This is a genomic window from Achromobacter sp. KK8, assembly GCF_054188005.1.
In genome coordinates, this window is the sequence record NZ_CM135178.1 from 3604389 (window position 1) to 3617831 (window position 13443).

Annotated in this window: 12 protein-coding genes and 1 tRNA gene; 11 read left to right on the plus strand and 2 right to left on the minus strand. The window is 68.0% G+C overall.

From position 1 onward, the window contains the following. Positions 1–4 precede the first annotated feature (4 nt). Positions 5–83: transfer RNA gene (locus ACVN9Z_RS16600), tRNA-Ile, on the plus strand. 763 nt (positions 84–846) lie between these two features. After that, positions 847–1989, plus strand: coding sequence for a glycosyltransferase family 4 protein (locus ACVN9Z_RS16605; protein WP_054483458.1), 1143 nt, complete (start codon positions 847–849; stop codon positions 1987–1989). A gap of 101 nt (positions 1990–2090) precedes the next feature. Here ACVN9Z_RS16605 and ACVN9Z_RS16610 read toward each other — a convergent pair whose 3' ends face one another. Then, positions 2091–3011: a glycosyltransferase family 9 protein gene (locus ACVN9Z_RS16610; protein ID WP_006387914.1), complete on the minus strand. Its 921-nt coding sequence runs from the start codon at positions 3009–3011 to the stop codon at positions 2091–2093. Between the two features lie 127 nt (positions 3012–3138). Next, positions 3139–4317 (minus strand): acyltransferase family protein, encoded by a 1179-nt coding sequence (locus ACVN9Z_RS16615; protein ID WP_241059428.1) that lies wholly within the window; start codon positions 4315–4317, stop codon positions 3139–3141. Positions 4318–4769: 452 nt separating this feature from the next. Between ACVN9Z_RS16615 and ACVN9Z_RS16620 the strand changes: the two genes are divergently transcribed. The 9 genes from ACVN9Z_RS16620 to ACVN9Z_RS16660 are packed head-to-tail and all read left to right on the plus strand — an operon-like array spanning position 4770 to position 13402. Beyond that, complete coding sequence (locus ACVN9Z_RS16620) at positions 4770–5000, plus strand: hypothetical protein (RefSeq protein ID WP_085941767.1); 231 nt, start codon at positions 4770–4772, stop codon at positions 4998–5000. Beyond that, positions 4997–6358, plus strand: coding sequence for a hypothetical protein (locus ACVN9Z_RS16625; protein ID WP_458212407.1), 1362 nt, complete (start codon positions 4997–4999; stop codon positions 6356–6358). The genes ACVN9Z_RS16620 and ACVN9Z_RS16625 overlap by 4 nt, the downstream gene beginning before the upstream one ends. A 32-nt stretch (positions 6359–6390) precedes the next feature. Then, positions 6391–6966 (plus strand): pilus assembly protein, encoded by a 576-nt coding sequence (locus ACVN9Z_RS16630; RefSeq protein WP_127913750.1) that lies wholly within the window; start codon positions 6391–6393, stop codon positions 6964–6966. Further along, positions 6963–7715 carry a hypothetical protein gene (locus ACVN9Z_RS16635; RefSeq protein ID WP_223203304.1) on the plus strand — a complete coding sequence of 251 codons (753 nt, stop codon included), beginning with the start codon at positions 6963–6965 and terminating at the stop codon, positions 7713–7715. The genes ACVN9Z_RS16630 and ACVN9Z_RS16635 overlap by 4 nt, the downstream gene beginning before the upstream one ends. Beyond that, positions 7655–8554, plus strand: coding sequence for a Flp pilus assembly protein CpaB (gene cpaB / locus ACVN9Z_RS16640; protein WP_234357381.1), 900 nt, complete (start codon positions 7655–7657; stop codon positions 8552–8554). The genes ACVN9Z_RS16635 and cpaB overlap by 61 nt, the downstream gene beginning before the upstream one ends. Continuing rightward, positions 8551–9912 carry a type II and III secretion system protein family protein gene (locus ACVN9Z_RS16645; protein WP_049051344.1) on the plus strand — a complete coding sequence of 454 codons (1362 nt, stop codon included), beginning with the start codon at positions 8551–8553 and terminating at the stop codon, positions 9910–9912. Before cpaB ends, ACVN9Z_RS16645 begins: the two co-directional genes overlap by 4 nt. 4 nt (positions 9913–9916) lie before the next feature. Beyond that, positions 9917–11575, plus strand: coding sequence for an ATPase, T2SS/T4P/T4SS family (locus ACVN9Z_RS16650; protein WP_054506628.1), 1659 nt, complete (start codon positions 9917–9919; stop codon positions 11573–11575). Then, positions 11572–12417, plus strand: a complete 846-nt coding sequence (locus tag ACVN9Z_RS16655) for a type II secretion system F family protein (protein ID WP_458212408.1) — start codon at positions 11572–11574, stop codon at positions 12415–12417. Before ACVN9Z_RS16650 ends, ACVN9Z_RS16655 begins: the two co-directional genes overlap by 4 nt. Before the next feature lie 13 nt (positions 12418–12430). Further along, complete coding sequence (locus ACVN9Z_RS16660) at positions 12431–13402, plus strand: type II secretion system F family protein (RefSeq protein ID WP_070783300.1); 972 nt, start codon at positions 12431–12433, stop codon at positions 13400–13402. Positions 13403–13443: the final 41 nt, after the last annotated feature.

The window sequence follows — 13443 nt, forward strand, 5'->3', positions numbered from 1 at the left end:
TCCTGGGCCTCTAGCTCATGCCTGGTTAGAGCAGCGGACTCATAATCCGTTGGTGCCGAGTTCGACTCTCGGGGGGCCTACCAAAGAACAATGCGGGTCTCGGAGCAATCCGAGGCCCGCTTTGTTTTCCGTGATGCAGCGGCGGTCCACCGCGCCATGTCGACAGGCGCCCGCATGGCATCGGTTTATCGTCGGGTGGCGGTTTTTCTGGTCGAAGGCGCGCGAAAGACCTGCACGCAAAAGACCTGTATTTTCTGAGCGCTGATTCCCGGTCGGCACAGACCGGGCCGGCATGGGCGGCACGTAGGACAGCGCTGATGACGATGCCTCGCGCAATGCGAGGGCGGAGCGCCCGTCGTCATTCCCCTATGGCTTTCCCCTCAATTCTCCCGCCATCGGCGCTGTTGCGGCCGACAGGCCCGCGCGGCGCAAGAGGCCGTTCGGCTTCTGGTTCCAACCCTTGTTGTCTGGGTATTGCCCCTTTCGTGCCAGCGCATGCCGGCGGCGCCACCTTGGACAGGAGGGGAGGTGTGGAATCAGAATGTTACGAAATTAGCAAAGAAATTAACAATAGTTAAAGGCATCGCCTAATTCGTCCCCTTTTGCCTGTCTATATTCCTGACCGATAGCTAAATTTCACAAAATTGGCGTTTCAGTTGGTTTCGATGACCCGATAGCCTGCCGCGCAAGGATGCGCGACGGCCATCTTACCAAGCGCCGACCTGCGGATTCGAGATCCCGCTCATGCCGCCCCTGCCTGGGCGCCAACCGAGTCGGGCTGGTCCGGGGGCGGAGTTGCCACCGGGCGTCGCCAGTTGCGTCACGCTTTCCGGTCTTTTTATTTTCATGCAAATTCTGCACACGCTTTCTGGCTCGAACCTGGGTGGCTTGGAGTTCCGCGTCCTGGATCAGGCCCGCTGGCTGCGGGAGCAGGGCCACGCCGTGGCGATTGCCGCGCCGCCAGGAAGCGAAACCCTGAAGCTTGCGCGCAGTTGGGGATTGGCGACCATCGGCATGAACTTCCGTTCGCCGTATTCGTGGTCGGGCATGCTCAAGCTGCGCCGGCTCGTCAAGGATCTGCGCATCCAGGTCATCGATGCGCACGGCACGTCGGACGCCAAGGCGACCGCGCTATGCCGCGACCTGTGCTCGCTGGTACGGACCTGGCACTTCGCCCGCCCTCTGGGCACCTGCTGGCGGCGACGGCTGGAATGGCGCCTGGGCTGCCACCGTGTCATCACCACCAGCCAGGGGGGCGCCCAGGATATTGTCACGGCGGGCTTTGCCGCGCAGGACCGTATCAGTGTCGTTGGGGAGTGGGCCGACCATGGCTTTTTCGTGGGCGCGGACAAGCTGGAGCGGCGCCAGGCGGCCCGGCGCGAGTTGGGGCTGGATCCGGCCGCGTTCGTCGTCGCGACCATCGGCATGCTGCGTCCGGACAAACGCCAGGAGGACCTGCTGCGCGTGGTGCATCTGCTGCGCCAGCGCGGGTTGCCGGCGCACGCCCTGGTGGTGGGCATGCCGACACGCGGCACCATGGCGTATGGCCAGAAACTGCAAGAGCTGGTGGCGGAACTGGGAATCGGCGGGTGCGTGACATTCGCCGGACATCGCGAGGATATCGCCAGTGTCATCCATGCCGCCGACGCGGTGCTGGTGCCATCCGTCAACGAGGCCTGGTCCCGCGTCGTGCCAGAAGCCTATGCGGCGCGTTGTCCGGTGGTCGCCAGCGCGGTCGGGGGATTGCCGGAGATCGTTCACCCTGGCAGCACGGGTTGGCTGGCGCCGGTGGGTGACATCGCCGGTTTTGCCGAACGACTGGCGTGGATCTGGTCGCATCCGGAGCAGGCCGCCCGCATCGCAGAGCAGGCGCGGGCGTTCGCCGACCGTCACCTGGTACTGTCTCAGAAGATGGCCGAGACGTTGAGCGCTTACGAGGCCGCGATGGACGAGGCGAGGATGGTCAGGAGCGGGACGCTGGCAGCCTGACGCGATAACGACGTTCGGGAGTCTCGTGCGCGGCGGGAATCGGCCTTGCCGAGCCAGGCCGGTTGCCGACATGTCGACAACCGGTTTGTTTGTTTTCCCGCTCAGCGGCGTTGGCGATGCACCATGCGTCCGAAGCAACGCATCACCGCGGCCACCGTGGTGGCCTCGCGCCAATATTTGCGGCGCAGGGTCCGCAGGGGCAGCCACCACGGCTTGACGATGATGTTGTCGGCCCAGGCCGGCCGCCAGCGCGGCATATTGCGGGGGCGGTCGACGATGGTCACCGTCGGCAGGCCGCAACAGGAGGCCAGGTGGCCGATCCCGGAATCGGTGCCGATGAACCAGCCCGACTCGTAGACTTGCGCGGCGACACCGTCGATGGAGGGCGCTTCCACCAGGCCGGCATGGGCCTGCTCCAGCAGCGGGCGCCAGAACGCGCGTTCAGAGGGCGCCAGCACGAAGGTGGGTTCATAGCCCATGGCGCGCAGGCGACGGGCGACCAGGACGTATTTTCCCGGCGTCCAGCAGCGTTCCGCTTCGCTCGAGGTGGGGTGCAGGATTACGCGTTTGTCGTGCAGGCGGGCCTTGAAGCGCGCGGGCGCGCGCAGTCCGTTGTCGTCGCTCCATTCGGTCAGGCCGAAGGCGTCGACCGAGAACCGGCGGAATTCATCCAGGATGCCGTTGGGCGAGGCATGCCTGCGCGGCGCCGCCCGGATCTTGCCCCATTCCTTGGTGCTGAGAAAACGCCTGCAGACTCGGGTCAGGCCGTCGAATGGGCTGTCCGGGTCCATTTGCACGATGGTGTCGTATCCCGCCAGGCCGTCGATGTCCGCGGGTAGGGGCTGGATATCGAAGTCGGGAAACCATTCCCGCAAGGCGTGGCCGTGCACGCCATACACGGTGAGGTCGCGGCCGGCCTTGCGCAGATTGTTGGCCAGGGTCATTTGATATAACGTATCACCCAGCCGATTGGACAGGACCAACGCCAGTTTGCCGGTCTGGAAGGAATGAGCGGTGCTCACGTTCGATTCATCCTCGTGGTTTTTGCTGCGGAGGATAACCGATCGTATGCTTTTTCACGGTGGCCTTGCCGGATGGGTGCCAGCGGCGCCCGACGCACCGCGTGGAACAGAGCAGCCGTCTGCCGCTTCATCGTGGGGCGGGCCGAGCCAGCCAGTGGCGCATGGGCGTCGAATAATAGCGCGCCACCAATCCCCCCAGCATGGCCGACAGCAGGATCGCCAGCACGCTGGCCGCGGTCAGCGCGCCCGCCCGCCACCAGGTCGACACGACGCCGCCGGAATTGCGGCACGATGCGGCCGCCAGCAGCAGCACGGGGAACATGTGGGTGAGGTAGATCTCGTAACTGTTTTGCCCGGCCCAGCGCAGCGCGGCGGCGATGGCGTTGGGACGTGGCGCACGCCGCGGACGGCTCCAGCCTATCAGCAGGCAGGCCACGCCGATCTCCAGCAGCGTGACGTTCAGCCCCAGGCCCGTCAGGCCCAGCATGTGGGTGGTCTTGCGCAACAGGAACACCAGTGAGAACAGCGCGGTGCCGGCAAGCAGCAGCCTGCGGCCGTGCCGCGCGCAGCGGGCGGGGCAGGCGGCGTACAAGGCCGCGAGGCAGCCGGTGGCGATGCCGTCCATGCCGGACAGGTAGGCGTGGTCGGCCCAGATTTCGTTGGCGCTGAAGGCAGCCCGGGCGAAGGGACCCAGCCCCACGAACAGCAGCAGCGCCACGATCAGTGCGCGCCGGCCCGCCGCCAGCGCCAGCATGCAGATCAGCGGAAACGCCAGATAGAACGCCTCTTCGATGGACAGCGACCACAACACGTTCCAGGCCGCGGGCAGGTAGCCGACCTGGGCTTCCAGCCAATTCAGATGCAGCGCCAGCGCGCTGGCCGCAGCCCGGGCGAGGCTGGTGTTGTCGACGACGAAGCCGGGGACCTCGGCCCAGTGCAGGCCGGCCAGTATCAATACCAGCAAAGCCAGGCAGGGGTAGATGCGGGCGATCCGGCGTCGCAGGAACGGTTTCCAGGGGACGGCTTCCAGGCTGCCCCAGCGCTCGAGGGCTGCGCGCGTGATGAGAAAGCCCGAGATCACGAAAAAAATGATGACGCCGTAGTAGCCGCTGCGAAAGACGAGGTTGAAGAGGGCGGGCGGCAGCACTTTTCCCAGCAGGCTCTGTTCTTGCGGGATGTGGATCTGCACGTGCAGCAGCACGACGCACAGGATCGCCAGGCCACGCAGGGCGTCGATGGCGGGATTGCGGACGGCGGCGCCCTGCACGGGGCGCGAGGCCCTGGGCTGTGGGGCGTAGGCAAGCATAGGTCGTCAATCGAATCGGGCAACGAAAGACGCAATGCTAGCCATGGCCCTGTGAGGGGATTGGGCGACTGTGTATAGATTTTGTAATGCCGCCGGCGCGCCGGGTCCTGTCTGCGGGCCGCGCAATGGAAGAGCGCCCCAGCTCGCGATGAGTCTGAGGCGCTCCTGCCCGGCTTCGCACGCGATGGGTGTCAGACAGCCCGGCAACTTCAATCTACTGCCGCCCTGGGGCCTGGGCAATAGGGAAAACCCGATGGAAATTAAGGGGTTACAACATTTTTTTGGGCGTTGTCCTGGGCCGATGTCGACTCGGCCGGATGGTGCGATGTTTTGATCCAGCTCGGTATCCGCGAATTGTGGCGCTCTGCGGCAGCCTCGACACTGTGACCCTCATTCATCGCGAGCGGAGAACGGCAGTGTCGGGATATTTGCAGCGTCAGGCGGGGCAGGGCATGACGGAATACATCGTGATCGTGGCGCTGGTGGCGATTGCCGCCATCGCGGTCTATCAGCATTTTGGTCAGGTCGTGCGGGCGCAGACCGCGGCCATGGCGCGCGAACTCGCGGGCGAAGACGGCAGCGCGCAAACCCGTGCGGCGGCCGCGGCGGTCAAAAAGGCGGCGGGCCAGGTCTCAACGCGCACGCTCAAGTCCTTCGCCGGCAATGCCGTGGGCGACAAATGAATGCTCGAAAAGGCCGCCTGAAGTCCGAGGCACAGCGCGGCCAGGCGTTGGTATCGGGCCTGTTGCTGCTTGCCGTGGCCGTTGCGTCGCTGGCAATGCTGCATGGCGTGGGACGCGTGGTCGAGGCGCGGATGCGCCTGACGCACGCGGCGGACGCGGCCGCGTATAGCGGCGCGCTTGCGCAAGCCCGCCGATTGAATCTGCTGGCCTACGCAAACCGCACGCTGGTCGCCCACCAGGTCGCGATGGCACATCTGGTGACCCTGGAGGCATCGATGGCCTTCACGCGCACGCTTGCCGGGCAGCGCCGTCGCAACAACCCACCGGTGCGGCTGCTCGCCACGCTGTTCGGTCGCGACGTGGCGGCGGCCTATCGCGCGGCGCGCGCCGAGCCAGGCACCGCCGCGGGGTTGGCGCAAGCCTATGCCGAACACGATCGTGTCGTGCACCAGGTGCTTGCGGTCGGCATGGCCTCGGCCGTGGCCGATCTTCCGGCCACGCGCGCGCGGCTCATGCGGCTTGTGCTGCAAGACAACCATCCCACGGCGCCCGTGCCATCCATTCGCATGCTCAGCGATGGCTGGCCGGGATACCTCGAGCGGCGCGATGCCATGGGCCACGCTGGCTTGCGTTCCGCTGTCGAGCAGGCTGTGCAGCGCTATGACTTTGTCGGGCGCCGCGACGGTACGCGCCGCAACGCCGTGCGGGCTGTCGCGCATTGCCCACAAGGACACCACACCTTGCGCCGCCGGGGCGCGACCTGGTTGGGAGCGGACGGACGCTGGGGCGCGGTGGATACGCAGTCGTTCCATTCGCTGCGCTTCAACCGTTGGGCGGGATGCTATCTGCGCGAGTACGCGATGGGCTGGGGTGCGGTGCTGGGCGACGGTTCCAGGGCTCCGTCCGACCTGGAGCACGTCGAGAATCCCCCGGCGGATTTCATTGCACAGGACTTCTGGCGTTGGGTACGGCAGTCCACCACATGGGACCTGCACGACGGCACGGGCACGCCGCTGGCCAATTCCTACGCGGTGGCGCAGGGGCAGCGCTGGCCTGGCCAGGGTTTGCCGGATTACTACGAGCTGGCCCACTGCTGCCAGACGGCGCCGCTGCGGTTTGCGGTGGCGGTCAAGCTCGACCGCAACACGGCGCCAAAGACGGCGATCCTGGGCGGTCTGCTCCTGCCTGGCGCCGATGCGGCATTGACGGTTACGAGCGCCGCCGAGACGTTCTTCGCGCGGCCACAGGCGCGTGCTGACGGGCACACCGAGCTGGCCACGTTGTTTCGCCCGTATTGGCAGGCGCGGTTGTCGCCCGTGACATCCGCGGAAGCGCTGCTGGCCAGGGCTGCGCCATGATGAGCGCTCGCCACCGGCAGCAAGGCCAGGCCATGGCTGAAGCGCTGCTTGTCCTGCCCGGGCTGGCCCTGGTTCTCCTGGCAATCGGCTGGTTGGGGCGGCTGCAGTTTTCCGCGCAAATGCTGCTCCAGGCCAGTCGCATGACCGCGATGGCGAGTGCGGCAGGCGCGCCGAATCCCGGTCAATCCGGATTCCGGGTGCAGCTGGAACATGTCCCATTGCATTCCGGCGCGGATGGCTTCAACCATACCCTGCCGCAAGCGGAGTGGCTCGGCGGAGAGGCGCGGCTGGTGTCCGCGACGGCCCGCGGCGCTGTGACCGGTGCAGGTCCCTGGAGCGTCATGACACTGCAGCGCCGCACAAGCGTTGCCTTGGGGGCCGGGCATGCGTCCAATGACGCGGACGCGGGCCGTCGCATCGCGGCGGCGACGACGACATGGAGACAGTTTGCTGATCGCTCACAGGCTGTCGCGCGCGCGGCCGGGCCGGTGGCTGCCGCTACCGATGCACCATGGCGCCGGGCGCCGCTTGCGCTGGACTGGCTGTCGGCATGGGCGGATGTGGTGCCGGCCGACAGGCTGCTGCCCGTCGCGGGGGCCGGCCAATGATCACGCATGCCCACTTCGTCGTTTGGCGCGGCGTCCGCCGTGGGGGCGCGCGTACGGTCGTCGTGGCGGGGTTGGCGGCCCTTGCTGCATTGGCCCTGGCGCTGGGGACGACGGCCCTGGCGACGACGCCGGCCGACGCGTTGCCGTCCGCATCAGGGCCTGCGTCCTTGGCGGACCTGCGTTTTCCTCCTGGCTCGCGGGTCGAATCCGTGGCCGAGCGCATGTGGTTGCACGGCATGCCGGTACAGGTGTGGGTATTTGACGCCCCGGTCGACGTTGCGACGCTGATCCAGGCCCTGTCGCGGCAACAGCCGGCGCTGGAAGATCTGCGGATCATGCCCGGGTTCGCCATCCTGTCGGGCCGCGTTGGCGAGGCCTATTGGGTGCTGCGGCTCACCAGTCCCACCGCGGGTCGCAGCGTTGGCAGCATGTCGTCGCTGTCGGCCTTGGCCACGTCGGCATCCCCGCCGCCCGCATGGCTGCCATCCGGGGCGCGGCTCCGGCTGGATTTCGCCGTTGCCCAAGCGGATCGCGTGTTGTCCGAATCCATCTGGCAGTACCAGCTGTCGCCGTCGCGCCTGGCGCCGTTGCTGCGGCGTGGCCTGGCGCGCGACGGCTGGCGCGATATCGAAGCGGGGCCGGGAGACGGCGGCTGGCAGTCATGGCAGCGCCGACAGGAACGGCTGCAATGGCTATTGGTGCCGCTCGAATCGGGAAGTGGCATCTGGATCCGGAGATCGACACCATGATGCGCTTGCTCGGATGGGGGTTGCGCGCCTTGCGCAAGATGGCGGTTCCCTTGTTGGCCCTCGCCGCCGGGTTGGTGGCGGCCTGGGCGGTTCGCGAACACGTGCGGCAGCGGGTCGATACCTTGGCGGGCGAGCACCGCGAGGCCATGGTCAGTCGATTAGTGGCGGCGCGCGATTTGCCGGCCGGCACCGAGCTGACGCCAGCGCATCTGGCGATACGCGACATCCCGGCGCAGTGGGCCCCGGCCGCCAGCATCGAGCCACGCGATGGCGACAGCGTCCTGGGGACCCGCCTGGGGGTGGCGCTGGCCCAGGGAGATCCGGTGCTGAGCGGGTGCCTGGCTCGCACCGACAGCGCTTCGCCGCCGGCACTGGCGGCACGGCTCGATCCCGGCCAGCGGGCCTTGCAGGTTCCGGTCGCCGATCTGGGAACCGTGGCGGATCTGTTGCGGGTGGGGGACCTCGTCGATATCTATGTCTCGTTCCCGCATCGGGGCCGCGAGGTGACCACGCCGCTATTGCAGGGCGTGCGCGTCCTGGCCGTGCCCGATGCCAGCGGCGGAACCGGTCCGGCGCAGGTCACGCTGGCCGCCACGCCGAACCAGGCCATGCGATATCTCGCAGCGCGGCGGGCCGGTACGCTGACCGGCTTGGTGCGCAATCGCGCCGATACGGCCAGGATTCCGGAGGACCCGCCCCGCGACCTGGCGTCGTTGATCGGGCTGGCTCCCGAGTCGTCCCGCGAACCGGCCGTGGTCATCCTGTATGGCGACCGGCCAGGTCTGTCGGCAAGCGCGCCTGGCACGGTCTTGGCGGATTTTGAGTCGGAGCATCCATGAACATCAGATCCTTTGCGGTCCTGGCCACGTTATGCCTTGGGTTGGCCGCCAGATCGGCCTGGCCGGCAGGCCAGACACTCGAAATGCAGGTGGGGGAGAGCCGCGTGCTGGCGGAGTCCGGAGTGACACGCGTGGCCATCGGCGACAGCCAGGTGCTCAGTGCCATCGCCACCGACAGCCGCGAGGTCGTGGTCTTTGCGCGCACCGAGGGCGTGTCGTCGATACAGGTCTGGGCCGATGGCGGCGTGCAGGCCTACGACGTGCATGTCGCGGCGGCCGGTGTCACGCGCCTGCGCGCCGAGGTCGATGCCTTGCTGGCACGCATCCCGGGGGCCCGCAGCTCCCTGGTCGGTGGCCGTGTCGTCGTCGAGGGGGATGACCTTTCCGATGACGACCACGCCCGTATCGCGGCGTTGGCGGAACACTACCCCGAGGTCATGGACTTCACCGGCAGGGTGGGGTGGGACAGCATGGTGCAGCTGGATGTGCAGGTGGTGGAAATGCCGCGCTCCAGATTGCGCGAGATCGGCGTGCGCTGGGAAGGCCTGACGCAAGGCGGCGTCAACGCCGGATTGGCGTGGGATGCCGGTTCCCTGGGCCGGATGGCGCGGCCGGGTGAGGCGGTGATCGACACGCCCGCGCCGGTGTCGTCGGTCGCGGGCTATTTCGGCGTGAATGCGCTGTTGTCGGCACGTATCGCCGCGTTGGCGCAAAGCGGCGAGGCCGTCATGCTGGCACAGCCGCAACTGCTGGCGCGCAGCGGCGCCAGCGCGACGTTCCTGGCGGGAGGCGAAGTGCCTTACGTCTCCACCGATTCGCGCGGCAATCCCACCACCTTGTTCAAGCCCTATGGCGTGTCCCTGCGGATCACTCCCCGCATCGATCGCAATGGCGTCATCCGTTCGCTGATCGAGGTCGAAGCCAGCTCGGTGGACATGGCGTTGACCGGCGCGAGCGGACCTGCGCTGCGGACCCGCCGCGCCTCGACCGAGTTCAATGTCCGCTCCGGCGACACATTGGTCATCGGCGGATTCCTGTCTCGCGAACGCGCCGACGACAGCAGCGGCCTGCCCGGCTTGAAAGACATTCCGATCCTTGGCGCCCTGTTTGCCTCGCGACGCTATCAGTTGCGCGAGACCGAGCTGGCCATTTTCGTTACGCCCCGGATCGTATCGCGCAACGAGCCAGCCATGACGGATCGCGTACGGCGTGGACGCGACGTGATCCGCGCTGCCTTTCCCGAACCGTCGCGATTGGGCACGGAGGTTCCCGTGATGGCGGGGTGGAATATCCATGGGGGGAAGGGCTCGCAATGGGCCGGCACCGCCCGCGAACCGGCCCCGGCCAATCAGGAGTAGCACCATGCTTGAAATCGACATGACCTTTGACGACGGTGCCACGCGCAAGATCAGGGCCGCGGCTCCGGCGCTGATCGGCCGCGGCGCCCATTGCGGCGTGCGTATCGCCAACTGGCGAGTGGGCCGGCAGCACGCGCGGCTGCGGCAAGAGGCCTCGGCCGTTGTGCTCGAGGACCTTGGCGCCCTGGGCGGTGTATTCGTCAATGGTTTGCGCGTGGCGCACCATGCGCCGGTACTGCCGCAGGATGAAATCCTGATCGGGCCGTGCCGCCTGCGGGTGCAATTCGTGAAGGCGGACGCGCGCGGCCACGCGCTCGCCCGGATTCATCCGCCTGTACCCTTGCCGTCGATGCCGGCCCGGATCCCGGATTCGACGCGATCCTCGCTGCCGTCGCTCGACCTGCGTCGCCGGCTGCATGCCGCCTTGCTGGGAGCGCTGGACCTGCGCCGTCGCGATGTGTCGGGCATGAGCGACGCCACGCTGCGCGCCGAAGCCGCGCGCCTGCTGGCACAGATCGTGGCCGATGAGGATGTGTCGGCGCCAGGGGTGGACCGGGCAGCCTTGTGCCGTGAGGTGCTGGACGAGGCTGTCGGGCTGGGGCCGCTGGAGCCTCTGCTGGCGGCGCCGGACATCACCGAGATCATGGTCAACCGGCACGATGAGATCTACGTCGAGCGCGAGGGCCGGCTCTGGCGTCACGCGGCCGCGTTTACCGGCGAGCAGTCCGTGCGCCGTGTCATCGAGCGCATCGTGACGCCGCTGGGGCGTCGCATCGACGAAAGCTCGCCCATGGTGGACGCCCGGCTGCCCGACGGGGCGCGGGTGCATGCCGTCATCCCTCCGGTCGCGCTCAAGGGCGCCAGCCTGACCATTCGCAAGTTTCCGCGCAGCCGGCCGGACATGCCGGCCCTGCTTGCCGCGGGAGCGCTCAGCGATGCCATGGCGCGGTTCCTGGCCCGTTGCGTGCGGCTGCGCAAGAACCTGCTGGTCTCGGGAGGCACGGGTTCTGGCAAGACCACGCTGTTGAACGTCCTGTCCAACGAGATCCCCGAGGGTGAGCGCGTCGTCACCATCGAGGACGCCGCGGAGCTGCGTTTGAATCACGCGCATCTGGTGGCCCTGGAAGCCCGTCCTCCCAACCAGGAGGGCCGGGGGCGCGTCGATATCCGCGAATTGGTTCGCAATGCCCTGCGGATGCGGCCGGACCGGATCGTGGTGGGTGAGTGCCGCGGGGCAGAGGCGTTCGACATGCTGACCGCCATGAACAGCGGACACGAAGGTTCCCTGACCACATTGCACGCCAATTCGTCGCGCGACGCGCTGGCGCGCCTGGAATCGATGGTCCTGATGGCGGGACTGGATCTGCCATTGACGGCGGTGCGTGAGCAGATCGCGGCGAGCATCGACATCATCGTGCAACTGGCACGCCAGCCCGACGGACGCCGGGTGGTGCTTTCGATCGCGGAAGTCACCGGCATGGAGAGCGGCCGGATTCAGCTGCAGGATCTATTCCGGCACGAGCGCGCCGGCGGATTCAGCGGCTGCGGCACGATACCCAGTTTTGCGCCGGAATGGCAGCAGGCGGGGGCGGGCTTGGACATGGCCTGGTTTGCGGCCGGACAGGCCGGCACGGCCTCGGATGGCCTGGCGGCCTCGCCATGATGTGGCTGGCGGCGGCGGGAGCGATGATCTGCGTCACGACATTGGCGTGGTGGGCGACGCGCCGGCTGGCGCCAGCCTTGCGGCGCTACCGCGAGCGCTACACGCGGGATGCGGGCCTGCGGTTCACGGAACTGTTCCTGTTCGTCGAACCCACCAGGCTCTGGGCCTGCGCGGTGACGTTGGCGCTGCTGGCGGCAATGTCGGCCTTCGCGCTCACGGCGAGCGGCATGGCCGCCGTTGGAACGGGCGTGGCGGCATTGCGGGCGCCGGCCATGCTGGCGGGCCTGTTGCGACGTCGGCGGGTGCGGCGCTTCGAACAGCAATTGCCCATGGCCTTGCTGATGCTGGCGTCGGCCTTGCGGGCAGGTGTCGCCTTGATGCCCGCTTTGCGGCAAGTGGTGGCGCAGGGCGGGGCGCCGCTGGCACAGGAGTTTGGCTTGATGCTGCGGGAACAGCGGCTCGGCGTGCCGTGGGACGAGGTCCTGGCGCGCCTGAACACGAGAATGACGGCCGAATCCACAACCCTGATGGTGGCGGCCATGCGCACCGCCGCGCAGACCGGTGGCAACCTGGCCGAAGCGCTCGACAGCATCGCGCAGACATTGTTTGCCAGGCTGCAGTTGCAGGCCAGGCTGCGGACCTTGACCGCGCAGGGGCGCATGCAGGCCTGGATCGTGGGCGCGTTGCCGGTGCTGCTGCTGATCGCGCTGGATCGCCTCGAGCCGGACATCATGATGCCGCTCTGGCACACGCCTGCCGGGTGGACGGTGCTGGCCGTGCTGGGCGGACTCCAGACCGCGGGCGTGCTGCTGATCCGGCGCATCGTCCGGATCGATATTTGAAGCGGGAGGCGCCATGTGGCTGTATTTTGGAATGATCACGGCGGGGCTGGGAGCGGGCTGGGGGACATGGCGTGTCCTGCGTCCTGCCATTCGGGGCGGCCCCCGCCCGAATCCCGACCTCGCTCCCGTTCCCGGTGCCGTGCCGTGGTGGTGGCGTCTGGCCTGGCCCTGGCTCACGGGTGTCGCGCCGGCGTTGGACCGGTTCTGCCCGAGGCGCTGGCGCGCTTGGCTGAGCGGGGCGCTGATGCGGGCGGGATTGCCGCCGCAAGTCAGGGAGGGGCATGTCCTGGCCCTGAGCGTCGCCGCATTGATCGGCGGTGTCGGGTTGGTGGGGGTGGTTTACCTGTTGCTGCGGCAGCCGGTGGCGGGCATGGTGGCTGACATAGGGATGCAGGCGCAGTGGATGCAGACGCCATGGACGCCGATGCCGCCCGCGGCGAGCGGACCGGCCTGGGCGATGGCGGGCGGGGCCGTCGCTTTCACGGCGGCGCTGCTGCCGTTCGCATGGCTGCGGGCCCAGGGCGTGGCACGGCGCCGTGCGATCGAACGCGGCCTGCCGTTCATGCTTGACATGATGACGCTGTGCGTCGAGGCGGGGCTCGGCGCGCATGCAGCGTTGCAGGCGGCCGCCGCGAATGGTCCACCCGGACCGTTGCGTGACGCGTTGGCCGGCGCGCTGGCGCAGGTCCGTGCCGGAGTCCCCCGGGCGGCAGCCATCCAGGCCATGGCGGATCGTTGCGGCAGCCCGCTGGTTCATCGTTGGGCCACGGCCCTGGCGCACGCGGACGCGCTGGGGATCAGCCTGGGGCCTTTGCTGCGGGCGCAGGCAGCCCAATGCCGCAGCGAGCGTCACATGCGAGCCGAGCGGCTCGCGATGCAGGCTCCGGTCAAGATGCTTTTGCCGTTGATCGGCTGCATTTTTCCCTGCACGTTCCTGGTGCTGGCGTTTCCCATCGCGGTCCAGCTGTCCAGGGGGCTGGGATGAACGACCATCGACGCTTGCCGCAGGCACGGCTCAGGCTGCTG

What these genes read in the sequence shown, in the direction of transcription:
- ACVN9Z_RS16605 (WP_054483458.1), top strand. Translation starts at nt 847, where the DNA reads ATGCAAATTCTGCACACGCTTTCTGGCTCGAACCTGGGTGGCTTGGAG.
- ACVN9Z_RS16615 (WP_241059428.1), bottom strand. Translation starts at nt 4,317, where the DNA reads ATGCTTGCCTACGCCCCACAGCCCAGGGCCTCGCGCCCCGTGCAGGGC.
- ACVN9Z_RS16620 (WP_085941767.1), top strand. Translation starts at nt 4,770, where the DNA reads ATGACGGAATACATCGTGATCGTGGCGCTGGTGGCGATTGCCGCCATC.
- ACVN9Z_RS16625 (WP_458212407.1), top strand. Translation starts at nt 4,997, where the DNA reads ATGAATGCTCGAAAAGGCCGCCTGAAGTCCGAGGCACAGCGCGGCCAG.
- ACVN9Z_RS16630 (WP_127913750.1), top strand. Translation starts at nt 6,391, where the DNA reads ATGGCTGAAGCGCTGCTTGTCCTGCCCGGGCTGGCCCTGGTTCTCCTG.
- ACVN9Z_RS16635 (WP_223203304.1), top strand. Translation starts at nt 6,963, where the DNA reads ATGATCACGCATGCCCACTTCGTCGTTTGGCGCGGCGTCCGCCGTGGG.
- cpaB (WP_234357381.1), top strand. Translation starts at nt 7,655, where the DNA reads ATGGCTATTGGTGCCGCTCGAATCGGGAAGTGGCATCTGGATCCGGAG.
- ACVN9Z_RS16645 (WP_049051344.1), top strand. Translation starts at nt 8,551, where the DNA reads ATGAACATCAGATCCTTTGCGGTCCTGGCCACGTTATGCCTTGGGTTG.
- ACVN9Z_RS16650 (WP_054506628.1), top strand. Translation starts at nt 9,917, where the DNA reads ATGCTTGAAATCGACATGACCTTTGACGACGGTGCCACGCGCAAGATC.
- ACVN9Z_RS16655 (WP_458212408.1), top strand. Translation starts at nt 11,572, where the DNA reads ATGATGTGGCTGGCGGCGGCGGGAGCGATGATCTGCGTCACGACATTG.
- ACVN9Z_RS16660 (WP_070783300.1), top strand. Translation starts at nt 12,431, where the DNA reads ATGTGGCTGTATTTTGGAATGATCACGGCGGGGCTGGGAGCGGGCTGG.